The 19,088-nt window shown below is 67.2% G+C and carries 19 protein-coding genes; 6 read left to right on the forward strand and 13 right to left on the reverse strand.

Features of this window, described 5'->3' with window-relative positions:
- Window position 1: 1 nt before the first annotated feature.
- From A7X97_RS11070 to A7X97_RS11110, 9 genes are all read right to left on the reverse strand, one after another.
- Entirely contained in the window at window positions 2-265 is a 264-nt protein-coding gene (locus A7X97_RS11070; RefSeq protein WP_072168391.1) for a YciI family protein, read from the reverse strand.
- On the reverse strand, window positions 265-1,560 hold the full coding sequence (argH, locus tag A7X97_RS11075) for an argininosuccinate lyase (protein ID WP_111007921.1): 1,296 nt from the start codon (window positions 1,558-1,560) through the stop codon (window positions 265-267). Before argH ends, A7X97_RS11070 begins: the two co-directional genes overlap by 1 nt.
- Window positions 1,561-1,580: 20 nt before the next feature.
- Window positions 1,581-2,534, reverse strand: coding sequence for an N-acetyl-gamma-glutamyl-phosphate reductase (gene argC, locus A7X97_RS11080; protein ID WP_088497650.1), 954 nt, complete (start codon window positions 2,532-2,534; stop codon window positions 1,581-1,583).
- On the reverse strand, window positions 2,531-3,133 hold the full coding sequence (locus A7X97_RS11085) for a GNAT family N-acetyltransferase (RefSeq protein WP_088497649.1): 603 nt from the start codon (window positions 3,131-3,133) through the stop codon (window positions 2,531-2,533). Before A7X97_RS11085 ends, argC begins: the two co-directional genes overlap by 4 nt.
- Before the next feature lie 3 nt (window positions 3,134-3,136).
- On the reverse strand, window positions 3,137-4,465 hold the full coding sequence (locus A7X97_RS11090) for an acetylglutamate kinase (RefSeq protein WP_111007922.1): 1,329 nt from the start codon (window positions 4,463-4,465) through the stop codon (window positions 3,137-3,139).
- A gap of 76 nt (window positions 4,466-4,541) precedes the next feature.
- Window positions 4,542-5,630 carry an acetylornithine deacetylase gene (locus tag A7X97_RS11095; RefSeq protein WP_049412643.1) on the reverse strand — a complete coding sequence of 363 codons (1,089 nt, stop codon included), beginning with the start codon at window positions 5,628-5,630 and terminating at the stop codon, window positions 4,542-4,544.
- Window positions 5,631-5,782: 152 nt separating this feature from the next.
- Window positions 5,783-6,979: an argininosuccinate synthase gene (locus A7X97_RS11100; protein ID WP_072168394.1), complete on the reverse strand. Its 1,197-nt coding sequence runs from the start codon at window positions 6,977-6,979 to the stop codon at window positions 5,783-5,785.
- Between the two features lie 67 nt (window positions 6,980-7,046).
- Window positions 7,047-8,057 carry an N-acetylornithine carbamoyltransferase gene (locus A7X97_RS11105; RefSeq protein ID WP_088497656.1) on the reverse strand — a complete coding sequence of 337 codons (1,011 nt, stop codon included), beginning with the start codon at window positions 8,055-8,057 and terminating at the stop codon, window positions 7,047-7,049.
- Window positions 8,058-8,375: 318 nt separating this feature from the next.
- Window positions 8,376-8,939, reverse strand: a complete 564-nt coding sequence (locus tag A7X97_RS11110; RefSeq protein WP_111007923.1) for a glycine zipper 2TM domain-containing protein — start codon at window positions 8,937-8,939, stop codon at window positions 8,376-8,378.
- A 188-nt stretch (window positions 8,940-9,127) separates the two neighbouring features.
- On the opposite strand from A7X97_RS11110, the gene cysS reads away from it, so the two are divergent.
- From cysS to A7X97_RS11125, 3 genes are read left to right on the forward strand one after another with little or no spacing between them, the layout of a single operon-like run.
- Window positions 9,128-10,504 carry a cysteine--tRNA ligase gene (cysS, locus tag A7X97_RS11115; RefSeq protein WP_072168397.1) on the forward strand — a complete coding sequence of 459 codons (1,377 nt, stop codon included), beginning with the start codon at window positions 9,128-9,130 and terminating at the stop codon, window positions 10,502-10,504.
- Window positions 10,505-10,558: 54 nt separating this feature from the next.
- Window positions 10,559-11,011, forward strand: coding sequence for a SufE family protein (locus tag A7X97_RS11120; protein WP_061478045.1), 453 nt, complete (start codon window positions 10,559-10,561; stop codon window positions 11,009-11,011).
- Window positions 11,008-12,255, forward strand: a complete 1,248-nt coding sequence (locus A7X97_RS11125) for an MFS transporter (protein WP_072168398.1) — start codon at window positions 11,008-11,010, stop codon at window positions 12,253-12,255. The genes A7X97_RS11120 and A7X97_RS11125 overlap by 4 nt, the downstream gene beginning before the upstream one ends.
- Before the next feature lie 669 nt (window positions 12,256-12,924).
- Here A7X97_RS11125 and dksA read toward each other — a convergent pair.
- Window positions 12,925-14,151 carry an RNA polymerase-binding protein DksA gene (gene dksA / locus A7X97_RS11130; RefSeq protein WP_111007924.1) on the reverse strand — a complete coding sequence of 409 codons (1,227 nt, stop codon included), beginning with the start codon at window positions 14,149-14,151 and terminating at the stop codon, window positions 12,925-12,927.
- A 272-nt stretch (window positions 14,152-14,423) separates the two neighbouring features.
- Here dksA and yidD point away from each other — a divergent pair, with 272 nt between their 5' ends.
- From yidD to A7X97_RS11145, 3 genes are read left to right on the forward strand one after another with little or no spacing between them, the layout of a single operon-like run.
- A complete protein-coding gene (yidD, locus tag A7X97_RS11135; RefSeq protein WP_014037867.1) occupies window positions 14,424-14,678 on the forward strand; it encodes a membrane protein insertion efficiency factor YidD in 255 nt (84 codons plus the stop codon).
- Window position 14,679: 1 nt separating this feature from the next.
- The gene (locus A7X97_RS11140; protein WP_061478048.1) at window positions 14,680-16,026 is read left to right on the forward strand and encodes a dihydroorotase; all 1,347 of its coding nucleotides are present in this window, start codon (window positions 14,680-14,682) and stop codon (window positions 16,024-16,026) included.
- Window positions 16,026-16,874, forward strand: a complete 849-nt coding sequence (locus tag A7X97_RS11145; protein ID WP_111007925.1) for a M23 family metallopeptidase — start codon at window positions 16,026-16,028, stop codon at window positions 16,872-16,874. The genes A7X97_RS11140 and A7X97_RS11145 overlap by 1 nt, the downstream gene beginning before the upstream one ends.
- An 87-nt stretch (window positions 16,875-16,961) precedes the next feature.
- On the opposite strand, the gene A7X97_RS11150 is transcribed toward A7X97_RS11145, so the two are convergent.
- Genes A7X97_RS11150 through ubiG form a run of 3 tightly spaced genes read right to left on the reverse strand, consistent with a single transcriptional unit; the run spans window position 16,962 to window position 19,086 of the window.
- The gene (locus A7X97_RS11150; protein WP_072168401.1) at window positions 16,962-17,666 is read right to left on the reverse strand and encodes a squalene/phytoene synthase family protein; all 705 of its coding nucleotides are present in this window, start codon (window positions 17,664-17,666) and stop codon (window positions 16,962-16,964) included.
- 11 nt (window positions 17,667-17,677) lie between these two features.
- Entirely contained in the window at window positions 17,678-18,373 is a 696-nt protein-coding gene (locus tag A7X97_RS11155) for a phosphoglycolate phosphatase (RefSeq protein WP_088497645.1), read from the reverse strand.
- Window positions 18,370-19,086, reverse strand: coding sequence for a bifunctional 2-polyprenyl-6-hydroxyphenol methylase/3-demethylubiquinol 3-O-methyltransferase UbiG (gene ubiG, locus A7X97_RS11160; protein ID WP_111007926.1), 717 nt, complete (start codon window positions 19,084-19,086; stop codon window positions 18,370-18,372). Before ubiG ends, A7X97_RS11155 begins: the two co-directional genes overlap by 4 nt.
- Between the last annotated feature and the right edge of the window lie 2 nt (window positions 19,087-19,088).

The following is a 19,088-nucleotide window of genomic DNA, read 5'->3' on the forward strand; positions in this document are numbered from 1 at the left end:
CTCAGCGGGTGTTCCATTCGTGCACGGTCAGGTCGGAGGCCTGCATCGTCACCAGCGGATCGGTGGCGACGATGGCCTGCGCCTGCGCCAGGCTGTCCACGTTGCACAGCACGTAGGCGCCACCGCTGCCATCGGCGAAGCCACCGGTCAGCTGCAGCTTGCCCTGCGCCTGCAACGCATCGAGGAAATCGCGATGCGGCTGCACCGCTGCATCGTTGAAGTCCGACCGGCGCATGGCCAACACCAGGTAGACCGTGCCCGCCATCAGGACAGCGCCTGCCAGCGCGCGCGCAGTTCGTCCAGGCGCAGGTCAGCGGCCGAGCCCGGCGATACACGCGCGGCCAGGCTGCCTTCCGGCGTGCGTCCCTGCCCTGCGCTGTCGGCACCGGCCGCAGCCGCCTTGTAGGCCTCGCGGAACGGCACACCGGCCACGGCCGCTTCCACCGCCACGTCGGTGGCATACATGCCCGAATCGATCGCCGCACGCAGCCTGTCGTCGCGCCATTCCAGGTTGGCCAGCAGCGCCGGCAGCAGCTCCAGCGCGGCCAGGCCACGGCCGAAGCCGTGGAAGATGGCACCCTTGGACGACTGCAGGTCGCGATGGTAGCCGGACGGCAGCGACAGCAGCTGCTCGATCTCGGTGCGCGCAGCGGCGACGCTGGCGTGGGTGGCGCGCATCAGCTCGATCACATCCGGATTGCGCTTGTTGGGCATGATCGAACTGCCGGTGGTGTACTGCGCCGGCAGCGCGACGAAGCCGAACTCGGCGCTGGTGAACAGCGACAGGTCCCACGCAATGCGGCGCAGGTCCAGCGTGGCGCCACCGAGCGCTTCCAGCGCGGCCAGCTCGAACTTGCCGCGCGACAGCTGCGCGTAGATCGGCGAGATCTGCATGCGTGCGAAACCGAGCGCGGCGGTGGTGTGCTCGCGGTCCAGCGGCAGGTTCACGCCGTAGCCGGCAGCCGTGCCGAGCGGATTGGCGTCGACCAGCGCATGGGTGTCGCGGGCACGGATGGCATTGTCGATGAAGGCCTCGGCCCAGCCCGCCCACCACATGCCGGCCGAGGACACCACGGCACGCTGGATGTGGGTATAACCGGGAATCGGCAGATCCTTCTCGGCCTGCGCGCGGTCCAGCGCGACCTTTGCCACTTCGGTGCTGAGCTGGGCAACGCGCTGCAGCTTCTCCTTCAGCCACAGGCGCGTGGCGACCAGGATCTGGTCGTTGCGGCTGCGGCCGGTGTGGATCTTGCGACCCGCATCACCAAGGCGTTCGGTCAGGCGCGCTTCGATCGCCGAGTGGCCATCCTCGTACTGCGTATCCAGCACGAAGCGGCCTTCGCGGAAGTCCTGCGCCAGGATCTCCAGTTCGCGCAGAAGTCCGGCAAGCTCATCGGCACTGAGGATGCCGATGTGCTGCAGGCCCTGCGCATGCGCGGCGCTGGCAGCGATGTCATGCAGGAAGAACTCGCGGTCGAGGATCACGTCGTCGCCGGCGAGGAAGGACTGGATCTGGACGTCGACAGCGACGCCGGGCTTCTGCCAAAGAAGGTCTGCCATGGGGGCTCCGGAAGGCGTGTTCAGTGCGGGATCGACGTCAGTTCGTCGATGCCCAGCGCGAGGTTGAGGTTCTGCATGGCCTGGGTGGCCGCGCCCTTCAGCAGGTTGTCCAGCGTCGCCACCACCACCACGCGCTTGCCGCCCGGCGCGAGCGTGAAGCCACCGACCTGGGCACCGTGGCGGCCGGCGATGCGGCTGACCCACGGCGCTTCGTCCACCACCTCGATCAAGGGTTCAACGTCATAGGCCTGCTGGAAGCGCTCGACGATCTGCTCGCGGGTCTGTACGCGGTTCAGCCACAGGTTGGCGGTCAGCGTGATGCCACGGAAGTGCGGCGCGACGTGCGGCATGAACTCGACCGCCACGCCCAGCTGTACGGACACCTCGCGCTCGTGCACGTGGTTGGTCAGCGCGTAGGGCATCAGGTTGTCGGCCAGCAGTTCGACGTTGTTCTTGTCCGACGGCGTAGTACCGGCACCGGAGTAGCCGGAGACACCGAAGCACTGCGGCGGACCCGCCAGCAGGTCCAGCAGCGGATGCACCGCCAGCTGCATCGCGGTGGCATAGCAGCCCGGGTTGCTGATGTGCTTCTGGCCGTTGTACCGGCCGCGGGTCAGCTCCGGCAGGCCGTAGTACCAGCTGTTGTCGAAACGGTAGTCGGCCGAGAGGTCGACGATGACGGTGTCCGGCTTCGCGGTTTCAAGCGCGGCCACGAACGGCGCGGCCAGGCCGTTGGGCAGGGCCAGGATCACCGCGTCCACGCCCTTGGCCGCCACCGCATCGGCGTCCAGGTTTTCGTACTGCAGCTCGCCCTGGAATTCCGGGTGGTGGTCGGACAGGCGCTGCCCGGCGCGCTCGCGCGAGGAGACGAAAGCCAGCTTCAGCCGCGGGTGGGCGGCCACCAGCTTGATCAGCTCGGCGCCGGTATGGCCGCGGGCACCGACGATGCCCAGGGTAAAAGTCGAATCGTTCATGCGTGACTGTCCAGGCGGTACTGCAGGTGGCGCTTCACGCCCTGCCATTCCGCATCGATGATGGAGAAGATGACGGTGTCGCGCGGCGTGCCGTCGGCGTGCCGCTTGTGGTTGCGCAGCACGCCATCCTGCTTGGCGCCGAGGCGGGCGATGGCGGTGCGCGAGGTGACGTTGAACCAGCTGGTTTCCAGCACCACGCTGATGCAGCCCATGGCCTCGAAGGCGTGCTGCAGCAGCAACAGCTTGGCCTCGGTGTTGGCGCCGGTGCGCTGCACGCGCGGCGTGTACCAGGTGTAGCCGAGGCTGAGCTTGGGCACGCTGGCATCCATGTCGTAGAAGCGCGTGCTGCCGATGATGTCACCGGCGGCGTCGCGGATCACGAACGGCAGCACCTTGCCTTCGGCGTGCGCCTGCAGCGCGGCCTGCACATAGTGCTCGACCTGCTGCGGTGACGGCACCTGGGTGTACCAGAGCTGGTCCAGGCCGCTGCCTTCGAGGGCAGCGCGCAGGCCCGGGACATGCTCAAGCTGAAGCGGCTGCAGCGCCACGTGCTGGCCGCGCAGGGTAGGCACCGTGTTCCACACGTCAGGAGGACTCATCGCTCACCCCAGCAGGCTCGGCGCGCGTTGGGCGCAGTGGTCGACATAGGTCTTGATGCGGTCGATGCCATCGGCACCGAACCAGAACACTTTCCAATGGTCCTGCTTGTAGCAGCCATCGGACTCGGCGTAGTAGAAGTGGTTGATCGGGTTGCCGTGGCGCGAGCGCCAGAACAGCTGCGGGGTCTCCTCCAGCATCACGTTCCAGACCGCGCGGCCCAGGCCTTCGCCCTGCGCATCGTCGAGCACGGCGAACTTGTCCAGGTACACGCCTTCGGCCTCGTCGGTGAGGATCACCGCGGTGCGGTAGTTCTCGCTGACATAGGCACGCAGCAGCCTGGTCTTTTCGAAGTAGTCCGGCACCAGGGTGCGGCCGAAGCTGGATTCGATCAGGCCCTTCAGCCGTGGCAGGTCGAGCTCGCTCCAGGCGGTGGCGCGCAGCACTTTCTCACCCTTGCGCACCAGCGTGCCCGAGCCCTTGTGGGTGAACAGTTCCTTGGCCAGGTCGGCCGGGCGAGTGATCGACACCGACGACTCCAGCGGCAGGCGGTCGAGCAGGTCCTTGATCTGTTCGATCTTCACCTTCATGCCGCCGTGGATCCACGGCTGCGCGATGAGGTGGTCGTACTCGGTGGACAGGTTGATCGAATCGATCACGTTGCCCGCCTCGTCCAGCAGGCCACCGGTGCCGGTCAGGAAGATGATCTTGTACGGCTGCAGCTCCTGCACCAGCTCGTTGGCGGCGAAGTCGGCGTTGACGTTGAGGATCTGGCCACCGGCGGTTTCACCCAGGCTGGTGATGACCGGGATCGAACCGGCACGCAGGCTGGCCTCGATCGGTGCCAGGTTGACCTTCTTCACCTCGCCGACGAGGCCGTAGGTGTCCACGTCCAGGTACTCGGCCTCGAACACGCCACCGGTAATCGAGGTGGCACGTGCGCCGTTCTGCTGCAGCGCCTCGACCAGGCGCAGGTTGGACTGCTGGAACACCCGGCGCACGATCGCCAGTGCTTCCGGCGAAGTCACGCGCAGGCCGTTCACGGTCTGCTTCTCGATGCCGGCCGCCGACAGCTCGGCATCCAGCTGCGGGCCGGCGCCGTGCAGCACGATCGGGGTCAGCCCGACTTCCTGCAGGAACGACAGCGAAGAGGTCAGCGCGTCGAGATCGTCGCGCAGCACCGCGCCGCCGATCTTGACCACGGCGAAGCGCTTGGCGTCCAGCTGCGAGAAACGCTTGAGGTACTGGCTGATCTCCTTCGCGCTGGCCATGCTGGAAAGCAGGCGCACGATGGTCTGGCGGGTCTGGCGGTGGGGCTGGAGGGCAGGAGACATTTCGGTTTCGTCACAGGCGGCGGTCGCCGCGTTGCAGTTCCGCCATGCCCGGGGCATGGCGGCGTTGTAGGGTCGATCAGGCGCCGGCGGCGATGATCCGGTGCACGGCGTGGGTATAGCGCTGCAATTGGTCCAGCGTCACGAACTCATCGGCGGTGTGTGCCTGGGCGATGTCACCCGGGCCGAATACCAGTGTGGTGTAGCCAGCGGCCGAGAACAGCGACGCCTCGGTCCAGAAATCCACGGCATTGCCGATCGGCAGCTCCAGCGCATCGGCCACGTCGCGCGCCAGCAGGCGGCGGTTCTCGGCCTCGGCGATGTCACCGGCGGGCAGGCTGGGACCACGGAACGTCTCGGTGAACACGGCGGCTTCCGGCTCGGCGAAACCGGCGAAGGTCGCCAGCAGGCCATCGATGTCCATCGACGGCAGCGGGCGGAACCCGAAGCGCACCTCAGCAGCCGGTGCGATCATGTTGGCCTTGATACCGCCTTCGACGCGACCGATGTTGAAGCGCAGGCCGGTCAGTCCACCGAAGCGCGCCGAGGCCAGCGATTCCACATGATCCAGCGCGCGATTGCCCCAGCGCATGGCCTGGTGCAATGCGCTGGCAGCCGCATCCTGCTTGCCCGACGCATGGCCGGCACGGCCGGCGAACTGCATCAGCACCGAGCTGATGCCACGATGCGCCAGCACCGCTTCGCTCATGGTCGGTTCGGCCACGAGTACGGCTTCATACGGCAGGCCACGGGCCAGGAACGCGGCGATGCAGCGCGGGTCGTTGGCTTCTTCGTCGCTGGAGAACAGGAAGGCGGCATCGCCATCACTAGCGTTGGCCGCCGCCACCAGCGCAGCGGCGGCGCCCTTGATGTCACACACGCCCAGGCCGACCACACGGTCGTCCAGGCGGCGCATCACATGCGGATCGGCACTCCAGTGCGGCGAGTCCGGTACGGTATCCAGATGCACGTTGAACAGGTACTTCGGCGTCCCACGCACGGCGTATAGGCTGACCGCACCCGCGCCATGGTCGATCACCTCGACGTTGAAGCCGGGCAGGTTCGCGCGCAGGTAATCGAAGATGCCACCGGTGGTGATCGCACGCGGCGGGTTGCGAGTGTCGAAGGACACTAGGGCCTGCAGGTGATCGAGCGTCTGTTCAAGCATGTGTCTGAATATCCGTAGGGTTCGAAATCGGTAGTGCCGGCCGCTGGCCGGCTCCGCAATGATCCAGCCGTGCCACGAGCCGGCCAGCGGCCGGCACTACCTTCCATTGACGCTGCGAGGCGCCGGCCAGCGGCCGGCGCCCCCGTCACAGGTCAACCGCGATTGACCTGCGCATAGACAGTCGAACTCATGCCGAACAGCTTGATGAAGCCTTCAGCCTCTTCCACGCCCCAGTCGGCCGACTGTGCGTAGGTGGCACCCTTGGTGTTGAGCAGGTGCGGCGACTTCACCGCCACCGCGTCGACGCGGCCACCGCGGGTTTCCAGCACCACTTCGCCGTTGACCTTGGCCTGCGAGGACTTCAGGAAGGCTTCGATGTCGGTCTTCAGCGGGTCGTGGTAGAAGCCTTCGTACACCAGCTCCACCCACTTGCGTGCCACGTCCGGCTTGAAGCGGTTCTGCTGCTTGGTCAGTACGGCATCTTCCAGCGCGCGGTGCGCGGCCAGCAGCGAGACCAGGCCCGGGGCCTCGAACACGATGCGACCCTTCAGGCCGATCACGGTGTCGCCGGTGTAGACGCCGCGGCCAACACCGTACGGGGCAAACAGCTTGTTGAGCTGGGCCAGGATCTGGTCGCCCGGCAGCGCCTTGCCGTTCAGTTCAACCGCTTCGCCTTCGACGAACTTCAGGGTGACGGTCAGCGCTTGTTCCGGCCACTCGCTGCGCGGCGAGCACCAGCCACGCGCACCTTCGCCCGGGGCTTCCCAACGGTCGATCTCGCCGCCGGACATGGTCACGCCCAGCAGGTTCTCGTTGATGGTGTAGGCCTGCTGCTTGGCGCGCACGCCGAAGCCGCGCTCTTCCAGGTACTTCTGCTCGTAGGCGCGGGTCTGGGTGTGTTCCTTCTGGATCTCGCGGATCGGCGCGATGATCTGGTAGTCACCCAGCGCCTTCACGGCCAGGTCGAAGCGGACCTGGTCATTGCCCATGCCGGTGCAGCCGTGGGCGATGATGTGGGTACCCAGCTCGGCAGCACGCTTCAGCGCGGCATCGACGATCAGGTAGCGGTCCGAGACCAGCAGCGGGTACTGGCCCTGGTAGCCTTCGCCGGCCCACACGAACGGCTTGACGAAGCCTTCCCAGATGGCCGGGCCACCATTGACGGTGACATGGCTGGTCACGCCCAGCTCGGCGGCACGCTTCTCGATGAAATCGCGCTCTTCATCATCCACGCCGCCGGTGTCGGCGAACACGGTGTGCACGTTGTAGCCACGCTCCTGCAGGTAGGGCACGCAGAAGCTGGTATCCAGGCCGCCGGAGAAGGCGAGAACGACGTCTTTGTTGCTCATGGGGATCAGGTCCACTTGGGGGATGGGAATTCGGTAGAGCCGACCGCTGGTCGGCTGAAGTGTTGGATCAGCGCCCGGCAACGGCGGCCATGATCGCCTTCTGCACGTGCAGGCGGTTCTCGGCTTCGTTGATGGCGATGCACTGCGGCGAATCCATCACCGCATCGGTGGCTTTCACGTTGCGGCGCAGCGGCAGGCAGTGGCTGAACACCCCGTTGTTGGTCAGCGCCATCTTCCGCTCGTCCACGATGAAGTGCTTGAACTGGTCGCGGATCGGCTTTTCCGGTTCCCAGTTGCCGAAGAACGGCAGCGCACCCCAGCTCTTGGCGTAGACCACGTCGGCGCCGGCGTAGGCGCTGTCGATGTCATGGCTGATCTTCAGCGAACCGCCGCTCTCGGCCACGTTCTGCTCGGCCCAGCCCATGTAGCGCTCGTCGAGGATGTAGTCGGCGGTCGGGCACAGCAGGGTCACGTCCATGCCCATGCGGGTGGCGATGGTCAGCGCCGAGTTGGCCACGGCGGTGTTCAGCGGCTTGGGGTGGTAGGTCCAGGTCAGCACGTACTTCTTGCCGCGCAGGTCCTGGGTACCGAAGTGCTCCTGCAGCGCCATGATGTGGGCCAGCTCCTGGCACGGATGGGTGATGGTCTCCATGTTGATGACCGGCACCGGCGAGTACTTGGCGAAGCTGTTGAGGACGATGTCCTGGCGGTCGTAGGCCCAGTCGAAGAACTTGGGGAACGCGCGCACGGCGATGACGTCGCAGTAACGGCCCAGCACCTTGGCCACCTCAGCGATGTGCTCTTCGGTATCGCCGTCCATCACCGTGCCGAGGTTGAACTCGATCGGCCACGCATCCTTGCCCGGCTGCAGCACCACCGCGTGGGCACCGAGCTGGAATGCGCCCAGTTCGAAGCTGGTGCGGGTACGCATGGAAGGGTTGAAGAACACCAGCGCGATCGACTTGCCCTTGAGCTGGTCGCCGAGCTTGTTGCGCTTGAACAGCGCGGCCTGGGTCAGCAGCGCGTCGAGATCGCTGCGGCTCCAGTCCTGGGTGTTCAGGAAGTGCTTGGGGGACATCATCTTTCCTTGCGTGGCGGCGCCGGGTTCGACGCGGTGGAAGGGAAAACAGGAAGCAAAGGTGAAACGAAAAGGTTGCAGTTGCAGCTTTCAGAACGCGGAAACGAAAAAACCCAGCCGGCGGGCTGGGTTTTTTTCGGACGAACAGCAAAAAGCTCCGGTTACCCAGCGAGAATGTGGGGTTCCGGTCGACGCGCACGCGAGGTCATGCCAGACGCCTGTCGGGCTGCGCTGCTGTCGTGCTGGAAGTCGGTGAGCTTCATGGCCGAATATCTTTGCATGCGGCCGTGACCGGCGCAAGGGGCCGGGGTCGCAGAATCAGGGATTGCCGGCGGCGCCCTGCTCCGGACCGACCCAGGGGGTGATCGACACCCGGATCTTGAGCCGGTTGCCCGGGTCTTCCGGCAGCCGCGACCGATACTTGGTGCCCCTGTAGACGTAGTCCACGTCGTAGGCGATGGGCCGGCGGAATTCACGCCCCACCGGCACGATGCGGCAGTCGCGGGTCAGCATCGGGCCATTGTTGGCAGGCGCTGGGGCCGGCGTTTCGGGGCCGGCCTCTTCGGAGGGCTCCTCGTCGCTGCGCTTGAACATCGAGCGCACCGAATCCCAGAAGCGGCTGATCCGGCCCTTGTCCTCGACCGGCTCCTCGCCGGTCACGTTCACCGGGGCCAGGGTCCGTGTCGACACCGGCTCGCAGTGCTCCTCGGTGCGGGTCGCGCGCAGGGTCTGGAACACCGGCTCGACGTTCAGCACCTGGGCGTAGTCGAACTTCACGTTCTCCACGATCACCACCCGGTTGCGGGGCTCGGTCTCCTGGGCCAGCACCACGGCGGGCAGCGCCGACAGGCAGGCCAGGGTCAGCAACGCGGTGGATTTCATTGGCGACGGGAGCAAGGACACGGCAATAGTGTAGGCAGTGGCGAGCGCAAGGGGCTGAACATTACCCGTCCACGCTGCTCCTGCCCACCCCACCCAGGATGGACCCGGCGTCCACCGGTGGCAGCCAGTGCCCCCAAAGGGGGCCGACACGTTCTAAAATCACAGGCTTGTCCCCCAGCCACAGCCCCATGACCCTGCGCCTGCACAACAACCTGACTCGCCAGCTCGAACCGTTCACTCCGCTCGACCCGGCCTGTCCGACCCTGTATGTGTGCGGCCCCACGGTCTACAACTACGTGCACATCGGCAACGCCCGTGGCCCAGTGGTGTTCGGGGTGCTGGCCGATCTGCTGCGGCGCCGTTTCGGCGCGCTGCGCTACGCCCGCAACATCACCGACGTGGACGACAAGATCAACGCCGCTGCGCGCGAGCAGGGCGTGCCGATCAGCACCATCACCGGCAAGTTCGCCGCCGCCTACCGTGAAGACATGGCCGCGCTGGGCGTGGTGCCGCCGGACATCGAGCCGGAGGTGACCGCGCACATGCCGCAGATCATCACCATGATCGAGCAGCTGATCGCCAATGGTCATGCCTACGCCGCCGAGGGTCACGTACTGTTCGCGGTCGCCAGCTTCAACGGCTACGGCAAGCTCTCGCGCCGTGACCCGGAAGAAATGCTGGCCGGTGCCCGTGTCGACGTGGCCCCGTACAAGCGCGACCCGGGTGATTTCGTGCTGTGGAAGCCGTCCAGCGACGACCTGCCCGGCTGGGAATCGCCGTGGGGCCGGGGTCGTCCGGGCTGGCATATCGAATGCTCGGCGATGGCCGCAGCCCACCTGGGCGAGACCATCGACATCCACGCCGGCGGCGTCGACCTGCAGTTCCCGCACCACGAGAACGAGATCGCGCAGAGCGAATGCGCCCACGGAGGTAGGATCTTCGCCCGTTTCTGGCTGCACAACGGCATGCTCAACTTCGGCGGCGCCAAGATGAGCAAGTCGCTGGGCAACATCGAGCGCGTACACGACCTGGTCCGCCAGCATCCGCCGGAGGCGCTGCGCCTGGCCCTGCTGTCGGCCCACTACCGGCAGCCGCTGGACTGGTCTGATGCGCTGATCGAACAATCGGTGCGCACCCTGGACCGCCTGTACGGCACCCTGCGCGAACTGGCGTCGATCGAGGCCACGGCAGTGATCCCCGCCAGCGTCGAAGCGACCCTGGACGACGATCTCAACACACCCCAGGCGCTGGCCGAAGTGGCCCGCATCGCCGCCGACGCGCGTCGTGCCACCGACCCGGCCGAACAGGCACGCCTGAAGGGCGAGCTGCTCGGTGCGGGCCTGGTGCTGGGCCTGCTGCAGGCCGACCCGGCGCAGTGGTTCGGCACCGCAGCGGGCGACGAGGACGACGATGCCCGCGTCCAGGGCCTGATCGACGAGCGCGCCGCGGCCAAGAAGGCACGCGATTTCGCCCGTGCCGACGCCATCCGCGACCAGCTGGCCGCCGAAGGCATCGTGCTGGATGACACCCCGCAGGGCGTTCGCTGGTCGCGCAAGCGCAGCTGACCTGCCCTGCCCCGTGGCCGGTCCGCCGGCCACGCCCCCACCGTAGAGACTGTTGTGACCGACTCCCCGTTCCCGCTTGAACCCACCGCCGCCGAGGCCCAGGCCGCCATCGCCGAGGAATTCGGCTTCTTCGGCGACTGGTCCGAGCGCTACCAGTACCTGATCGACCTCGGCCGCAAGCTGCCGCCCTTCCCGGAAGAATGGAAGACCGAAGAGCATCGCCTGCTCGGCTGCCAGTCGATGGTCTGGATCGTGCCCGAGGGCAACGCGCAGTCGCTGCGCTTCCATGCCATCAGCGATTCGGCGATTGTCTCCGGCCTGATCTTCCTGGCGCTGCGCGTGTACTCCGGGCGCTCGGCGCAGGAGATCCTGGACACCGAGCCGAGCTACATCCAGGACATCGGCCTGGCCCGCCACCTCTCGCCCACCCGCAGCAATGGTGTGGCGGCGATGCTGGCCTTCATCCGCGAGACGGCGCAGGCGCAGCTGCAGCGCGACCCGTCGTGAGCGAACCCGCCACAGCCGAAGACAGTGCACTGGGCCTGCTGTCCCGCCCCGGTTTCGCCAGGCTGCTGGCCTACCGCATCTTCGCGATGCTGTCCTACCAGGTGGTCGCGGTCACTGTCGGCTGGCACATCTACGAAGTCACCCGCAATCCGTTCTCGCTGGGCCTGATCGGCCTGGCCGAGGTCGTGCCGTTCTTCTGCGTGGCTCCGTTCGCCGGTTACCTGGTGGATCACCTGCCGCGCCGTCGGCTGGGCATGGTCGCCTGTTGCGGGCTGATCGCCACTGCACTGGTATTGACCAGCGTAGCCATGGGCTGGCTGCCGATTGACGGCGTGTGGCCGATCTATGCGGCCATCGCGCTGACCGGCATGGTCCGCGCCTTCCTGTCGCCGATCTACAACGCCTTGTTCGCCCGCGTGCTGGCCCGTGACCAGTTCGCCCGTGGCGCCGGCCTGGGCGCGGTGGTGTTCCAGGCCGGCATGATCGCCGGCCCGGCACTGGGTGGCGTGCTGGTCGGCTTCGGTGGCAAGGGCCTGTCCTACGCGGTGGCTACAGCCTTTGCGCTGGTGGCGATGGCCTGCCTGGCCACGCTGAAGGTGGAAGAACCGGTGCATACCGGTCCGGCCGCACCGATCTTCAAGAGCATCGCCGAAGGCGCGCGCTTCGTGGTCGGCAACCGGATCATGGTCGGCGCGATGGCGCTGGACATGTTCTCGGTGCTGCTGGGCGGCGTGGTAGCGATGCTGCCGGCGTTCCTGCACGAGATCCTGCACCACGGCCCGGAAGGCCTGGGCATCCTGCGCGCGATGCCGGCGCTGGGCTCGGTGTGCGTGGGCCTGTGGCTGGCGCGCCACCCGCTGCAGCGCAATGCCGGCCGCGTCCTGCTGTTCGCGGTGGCCGGCTTCGGCCTGTGCGTGATCAGCTTCGGGTTGTCGCAGCATTTCTGGCTGTCGGCGCTGATCCTGCTGTTCTACGGCGCGTTCGATGGCGTCTCGGTGGTGATCCGCTCGACCATCCTGCAGTTGGCTACGCCGGAAGAGATGCGCGGTCGCGTATCGTCGATCAACGGCATCTTCATCAGTTCGTCCAACGAGCTGGGCGCGTTCTATGCCGGCACGATGGCGAAGCTGCTCGGCCTGGTGCCGGCGGTGGTGCTGGGCGGATTCGCGGTGCTGAGCGTGGCCGGGATCACCGCGTGGAAGAACCCAACGCTGCGGAAACTGAATCTTCGCGACCTGCAGTGAACCTGTAGAGCCGAGCCCATGCTCGGCTGCGTATTTCCGTGCGCCCACGCAGCGGTTGCGCCGGGCCGCGCCCGGCGGGCTACTTCCGCGACCGCGGCGGGGTGTGCCTTTCTTTCCTCGTGCAAAGAAAGTCACCAAAGAAACACGCCGCCATCCGCGAGCCGGCGCTGCGCGCCGGTGCCCTGCGCTCCTCGGCGAATCAGGGGACGGCGCGGAGAGCCAGCCGACTAGCAGTCGGCTCTACAGGATCGAGCGGCCTCTTCGCCCCTGACTCCCCTGCGGTGCTCGGCTCGCTACAAGGCGGACCCAACAGCCGCGAGCGCACGCATGACCGCTCCTGGTGGAGCCAAGCCATGCTTGGCTGCTTCTGCTTTTGCTTTTGCTCTTCCTTGCCCTCCGGCTTCGGCCTGAGCCGAGCGTGGGCTCGGCTCTACATCGGCCGCGCACGCAGGAAACCGTCGAGAGCCTGCGGGAGGGTCCGGGCAGGACCGTCCGCGGCATGGATGCCGCGGCCGAGCTTACAGGGATGTACTTGCAGCGTGTCCTGCCCGGACCCACCCGCAGGCTCACGCCGATACCCGCAAGGCGCCGCTCTACGCAGCCAACACGAACCCAACAAAAAACCCGGCCGAAGCCGGGTTTTTCGCATGACCAGACAACGAACTGGAATCAGTCGCCCTGCTGCTTCTGCAGGTGCTCCCAACGCTCCTGGGCGTCGATGGTGCGCTCTGCGGTGAGGCGCGCTTCCAGGCGCTCCAGGCCGATTTCTTCGCCGGTGTCGACGCAGTAGCCGTAGTCGCCTGCTTCCAGGCGCTTCAGGGTGCTGTCGATCTTGCCGATCAGCTTGCGGTAGCGGTCGCGGGTACGCAGTTCCAGCGAGTTCTCGGTCTCGCGGGTCGCACGCTCGGCTTCGTCGCCGATGTCACGCACTTCCTCGCGCAGGTTCTCGATGGTCTGCTTGGACTCTTCCACCAGGTCCGCGCGCCAGTTCTGCAGGCGCTGGCGGAAATACTCCTGCTGCAGCGGGCTCATGTATTCCTCTTCCGAGGACGGCTTGTAGCCAGCCGGCAGGATCGGGCGGCCAGTGGCCTCGTCGGTCTTGTACTCGACCACCTTGTACTTGCTGCGCGGGGCCGGTGCTGCCGAGCGGGCGGCGACGGCCACGGCAACCTTGCCGACAGGGCGCGACACGGTCTTCGGGGCGGAATCGGATTTCACGGCGGTTTTGGCAGGCGATTTCGAAACGGGCACGGGATTCTTGGATTGCGGGGCCTTCGAAGCGACAGGAGCGGCGGCCGGGGCCGGCGTTGAGGCCGGCTGGGCTGCCGCCACTGCCACGGTCTTGGCCGGGACAGGCTTGGCCGGAGCCGGCTTGGCAGCAGGCTTCGGTGCGGACTTCACTACTGGGGCCGGGGTCGGCTTTGCGGCCGGCGCGGCAACGTTCTTGGCAACCTTCTTTACAGCGGCGGGCGTGGCGGCCGGTTTAGCCGCAGCGACCTTGTTTGCTACGGGCTTGGCGACCGGCTTGGCTGCAGCCTTCTTCACCACCGCCTTCGGCGCTGGCTTGGCGGCGGCCTTCTTGACCACCGGCTTGGCGGCGGCCTTCTTCACCGGCGCGGCCTTGCTGACGGTCTTCTTCACCGGCGCCTTCTTGCTGGCGGCGGCTGGCTTGGCCTTGGCGGGCGCAGCGGCCTTCTTCGCCACCGGCTTGGTTGCCTTGACCGGCGTTTTCTTTGCGGTGGCCTTCCTGGCCGCCGGTTGCGAGGACGCTGCCTTGGTCGCCGGCTTGCTGGCCGGCTTCTTGGCAACGGGCTTTGCCGCCAACTTCTTCACAACAGGCTTGGCGGTTTTCTTGGCGGCCGTTGCGGCCTTCTTTGCAGTTTTTTTAGCAGCCACGAAACGCTCTTCCTTGGATTTCCCGGGGCCCGGGAAAGCGGGCCTTTATAGCCTACCCGACCCGCAGCAGCAACCTCGGCACCCTGCTCCATTCAGTCCTGGAGCCAAGGCGCCCTGGAGGGCAGTCCGACGAACACGGACCGCCTTGCGCGGTACGGAACCTGGCCAGCACCCGACGGTGCTGGTACCGGTCGCAGGCCATCGGCGACATGCGACCAACGCCCCATCCTGCACAAATGCGTCCTTCATGCCAACTGGCATAAGATGACTGGGTGATCTCGCGCCTGCTCATTGCCCTGCTGCGCTTCTACAAGCGCTTCATCAGCCCCCTGCTGGGGCCGCGCTGCCGTTTCGTGCCGAGCTGTTCTGAATACGCGATGGACGCCATCTCGCGGCACGGCCCGCTGCGCGGCAGCTGGTTGGCTGCGCGCCGGCTGGGCCGCTGCCATCCGTTCCATCCCGGCGGCTTCGATCCCGTGCCCGAGTCCCCCAACGCCCCCTCTTGCCGTTGCACAGGAAAACACTGACATGTCCTCCACCCTCATCACCAACGCCCGCATGGTCAACGAAGGCCGCACCTTCGATGGTGACCTGCGCATCGAGAACGGCCGCATCGCGCAGATCGGCAGCGGGCTCGCGCCGCGCGACGGCGAGCAGGTGGTGGACGCGGCCGGGCGCTGGCTGCTGCCCGGCATGATCGATGACCAGGTGCACTTCCGCGAACCGGGCCTGACCCACAAGGGCGACATCGCCAGCGAATCGGCGGCCGCCGTGGCCGGTGGCCTGACCAGCTTCATGGACATGCCCAACACCAACCCGCCGACGCTGGATTCAACCATCCTGGAAGCCAAGTACGAGCTCGCGCGCGGCCGCGCCTGGGCCAACTACGGTTTCTACCACGGTGCCAGCAATGACAACCTGGACGCGATCCGTGCCCTGGACCCGAAGAAGGCCCCGGGCGTGAAGGTGTTCATGGGTGCTTCGACCGGCAACATGCTGGTCGACAACCCGGAAACGCTGGACGCGATCTTCCGCGAATGCCCGACCCCGATCATCACGCACTGCGAAGACACGCCGATGATCGATGCCAACCTCAAGGCCTTCCAGGAAAAGTACGGCGATGCGCTGACCCCGGACATGCACCCGGACATCCGTTCGCGCGAAGCCTGCATCAAGTCGACCCGCCTGGCAATGTCGCTGGCACGCAAGCACGGCACCCGCCTGCACGTACTGCACATCTCCACCGCCGATGAGCTGGCGCTGTTCGAGAAGGGCCCGCTGATCCGCGCCGATGGCAGCCGCAAGCAGATCACCGCCGAAACCTGCGTGCACTTCCTGCACTTCGCGCGCCCGGACTACGCGACCAAGGGCAACCTGATCAAATGCAACCCGGCGATCAAGGAAGTGTCCGACCGCGAGGCAATCACCGCTGCCTTGGCCGATGACGTGCTGGACGTGCTGGCCACCGACCACGCGCCACATACCTGGGAAGAGAAGCAGAAGCCCTACGCGCAGGCGCCGTCGGGCCTGCCGCTGGTGCAGTACGCGCTGGTGGCCGCGCTGGAGCGGGTGCACGAAGGCAAGCTGACCCGCGAGCAGGTGGTGCAGAAATTCGCACATGCGCCGGCGCAGCTGTTCGACGTGGAAGAACGCGGCTTCCTGCGCGAAGGCTACTTTGCCGACCTGGTGCTGGTGGAGGACGTGCCGTTCACCGTCAAGCGCGAGGACGTGCTGTCCAAGTGCGGCTGGTCGCCGTTCGAAGGCACCACTTTCCGCTCGCGCATCGCCTCCACCTGGGTCAACGGCCAGCTGGTGTGGGACGGCAGCAAGCTGGTGGGTGAGCCCGCCGGCCAGCGCATGACCTACGACCGCTGATGCGTTCGGCACTGATGATCGGGGCGCTGCTGCTGGCCGCGCCCCTGCTCTGCACATCTTCGGCCAACGCGCAGGATGGCATTGGCAGCCTGATCGACAGCCGCGTGGTGTTCCCGGCCAGTGCCTCGCAGGGCGCGCTGGTGATCGGCAAGGTGCCCGCAGGCAGTCGCGTGCAGTACGCCGGCCGCCAGCTGCGGGTGAGCGGCTACGGCAGCGTGGTGTTCGGCATCGGCCGCGACGAGAAGGGTCCGCTGCGCATACAGGTGCAACGCCCCGATGGTGGCAGCGAGACCGCGACCATTGCGGTAACGCCGCGCGACTGGCCCACCGAGCGGGTGAACGGCGTGCCGCCGAAGACGGTCAATCCGCCGGCGGCGATTGCCGAGCGGATCAAGCGCGAACAGGCGCAGGTGACCGCCGCACGTGCCCGCGATGACGACCGCACCGACTTCACCCAGACCTTCATCTGGCCGGTACAGGGCCGCATCAGCGGCCGCTTCGGCAATGCGCGCGTCTACAACGGGCAGCCGGGGGCCGGCCACTCCGGCATGGACATCGCGGCGCCGACCGGCACCCCGGTGAAGGCGCCGGCGGCCGGCATCGTGACCTTCGCTGGGCCGGACCTGTACCTGACCGGTGGCACGCTACTGCTCGACCACGGCTTCGGGGTCAGTTCCAATTTCCTGCACCTTTCGCGCATCGACGTAAAAGTTGGCGACCGTGTGGAGCAGGGCCAGGTGATCGCTGCCGTCGGCGCCACCGGCCGTGCCACCGGCCCGCACCTGCACTGGGGCATGAACTGGTTCGACACCCGCATCGACCCGTTGCTGGTGCTGGAACGCAAATAACGGTAGTGCCGGCCGCTGGCCGGCAACCGCATGAATTCTGCAGTGCCCGAGCTGCCGGCCAGCGGCCGGCACTACCAGACAGTTGGATCAACCGCGGGCAGCCCACCACACGCGCAGCAACGTGCGCACCGGGGTGGCTTCGATTGGCTTGCCTGCGGCCTGCGCGGCAACGCGGGCGCGCGCCAGGCTCGACCACACGCGCCGCGGGCGCGGGCCCGGCACGCGGCTGCCCCATCCTTTCAACAGGTACTGGGCCCAGCGCTGCGCGGCCGTGCTGGAATCCTCATCCAACAGGCTGCGCGGCACACCGGCCACGCCGGCGTCCTGCAGGCGCTGGGCCAGGGTCTGCAGCTGCACCGCACGACCGGCGCCGGTGCGCGGCTTGTCGGCAAACAAGGCCGCTTCCACTGCGGCCACGGCGTCGGCGTAATTGACCAGCGCACGCTCGGCACCGGCTGCATCCAGCGCAACGGTACGCGCTTCAACGAGGTCCGGCAGTGCTTCGGCCAGTTGCACCCACGGCGCACGCACCGGCTCCAGCAGACGGCCCAGCGGATGGCGCGAACGATGCCCTGCCCAGCTGCGCAGCTCCTCGCCCCACCACGCCAGCTTGGCATCGGCGGGCAGCGGATCGCCGCTGGTGTTGAGCATGTCGTCGAACTCCTGCAGCAGCGCAAACCACGCCACTGCGAGCTCGCGTTGCGGTTCGGCCACGAACGGGGCGGCCACCGACCATTCCGGCCAACGGCTGCGCCACTTGTCGAGGAAACTGTCCAGCGCGGTACTGCTCACTACGGGATTCCTTACGGCTGGGCCGGGGCTGCCGGCCGGGTCGGCCAGAGACTGGCCAGTTGCAGAAGTTCAGCGTTCTCGACCAGCACGTCGGCCTGCCAGGCCAGCGGATCGTCGCTTTGCAGGCGGTAGCCCCACAGCGCCGCCACCGACGGCATCGCGGCAGCACGTGCAGCGATGATGTCGCGCTCGTCATCACCCACGTACACGCAGTCTTCGGCGGCCATGCCAATGGCCTGCGCAGCGTGCAGCAGTGGAAGCGGGTGCGGCTTGCGCTCGGCCAGGCTGTCACCGCCGACCAGCACCGCGCAGCGCTGCTGCCAACCCTGCTGCGGCAGGATCAGGCGCGCCAGGTACTCCGGCTTGTTGGTGACGATGCCCCATACCGTACCGGCCTCATCCAGCGCGGCGAGCATGCCGGCCACGCCGTCGAACAGCACCGCGTGCTGGCCGATCAGCGCTTCGTAGCGCTGCAGGAATTCCGGGATCAATGCATCGCGCGCAGCGGCATCCAGGTCCGGGAAAGCGGCCCCGACCATCGCGCGCGAGCCCTTGGAGACCACCGGCCGCAGCTGCGCCGGATCGATCGCTGCCCGGCCCCGCTCGGCCAGCATCGCATTGCAGGTGGCGACGAAGTCCGGCGCGCTGTCCAGCAACGTGCCATCCAGGTCGAACAGCACCGCACGCGGGAAGCGGGCGGAGGTCATGCCGGCTTGACCGCGTAGGCCAGGTAGTTGATGTCGGTGCGGCTGCTCAGGCGGGCATGGTTGCGCCACGGCTCGTAGGCCATGCCGCTGACATCCACCAGCTGCAGGTCGGCCTCGCGCAGCCAGCGCGCCAGCTCGGCCGGCTTGATGAATTCCTGGTAGTGGTGGGTGCCCCTGGGCAGCAGCCGCGCCACGTACTCGGCGCCGACAATCGCCACCGCGAAGGCGGCCGCGGTGCGGTTGATGGTCGACAGGAACAGGTGGCCGCCCGGCTTCAGCAGGCGCTTGCAGGCGTCGATGATCGCGCCCGGGTCTGGCACGTGCTCCAGCATTTCCATGCAGGTGACCACGTCGAAACTTCCCGGCTGCTCGGCGGCCAGATCCTCGGCGGCCTGCACGCGGTAGTCGACCTTGGCGCCGCTTTCCAGCGCATGCAGGCGCGCGACCTTCACCAGTCCCGGGGCCAGGTCGATGGCGGTGACGTCGGCGCCGGCCTGCGCCAGCGCTTCGCTCAGCAGCCCGCCACCGCAGCCGATGTCGAGCACGCGCGCGCCACGCAACGGTACGCGGTCGGCCACGTACTTCAGGCGCACCGGGTTCAGCGCATGCAGCGGCTTCTGCGGGCCGTCAGCGTCCCACCAGCGGTTGGCCAGCGCGGCGAACTTGTCCAGCTCGGCCTGATCGAAATTGGAGGAAGCGTGGGGGGCAGTCATGA

It is taken from the genome of Stenotrophomonas sepilia, from assembly GCF_003244875.1.
GTDB lineage: Bacteria > Pseudomonadota > Gammaproteobacteria > Xanthomonadales > Xanthomonadaceae > Stenotrophomonas > Stenotrophomonas sepilia.

Excerpts from the sequence above, each read along its gene's own strand:
- A7X97_RS11095 (WP_049412643.1), bottom strand. The coding sequence starts at position 5,630 with ATGCTTGAACAGACGCTCGATCACCTGCAGGCCCTAGTGTCCTTCGAC.
- A7X97_RS11070 (WP_072168391.1), bottom strand. The coding sequence starts at position 265 with ATGGCGGGCACGGTCTACCTGGTGTTGGCCATGCGCCGGTCGGACTTC.
- A7X97_RS11140 (WP_061478048.1), top strand. The coding sequence starts at position 14,680 with ATGTCCTCCACCCTCATCACCAACGCCCGCATGGTCAACGAAGGCCGC.
- cysS (WP_072168397.1), top strand. The coding sequence starts at position 9,128 with ATGACCCTGCGCCTGCACAACAACCTGACTCGCCAGCTCGAACCGTTC.
- A7X97_RS11085 (WP_088497649.1), bottom strand. The coding sequence starts at position 3,133 with ATGAGTCCTCCTGACGTGTGGAACACGGTGCCTACCCTGCGCGGCCAG.
- A7X97_RS11155 (WP_088497645.1), bottom strand. The coding sequence starts at position 18,373 with ATGACCTCCGCCCGCTTCCCGCGTGCGGTGCTGTTCGACCTGGATGGC.
- A7X97_RS11090 (WP_111007922.1), bottom strand. The coding sequence starts at position 4,465 with ATGTCTCCTGCCCTCCAGCCCCACCGCCAGACCCGCCAGACCATCGTG.
- ubiG (WP_111007926.1), bottom strand. The coding sequence starts at position 19,086 with ATGACTGCCCCCCACGCTTCCTCCAATTTCGATCAGGCCGAGCTGGAC.
- A7X97_RS11105 (WP_088497656.1), bottom strand. The coding sequence starts at position 8,057 with ATGTCCCCCAAGCACTTCCTGAACACCCAGGACTGGAGCCGCAGCGAT.
- argC (WP_088497650.1), bottom strand. The coding sequence starts at position 2,534 with ATGAACGATTCGACTTTTACCCTGGGCATCGTCGGTGCCCGCGGCCAT.
- A7X97_RS11110 (WP_111007923.1), bottom strand. The coding sequence starts at position 8,939 with ATGAAATCCACCGCGTTGCTGACCCTGGCCTGCCTGTCGGCGCTGCCC.
- A7X97_RS11145 (WP_111007925.1), top strand. The coding sequence starts at position 16,026 with ATGCGTTCGGCACTGATGATCGGGGCGCTGCTGCTGGCCGCGCCCCTG.
- argH (WP_111007921.1), bottom strand. The coding sequence starts at position 1,560 with ATGGCAGACCTTCTTTGGCAGAAGCCCGGCGTCGCTGTCGACGTCCAG.
- A7X97_RS11100 (WP_072168394.1), bottom strand. The coding sequence starts at position 6,979 with ATGAGCAACAAAGACGTCGTTCTCGCCTTCTCCGGCGGCCTGGATACC.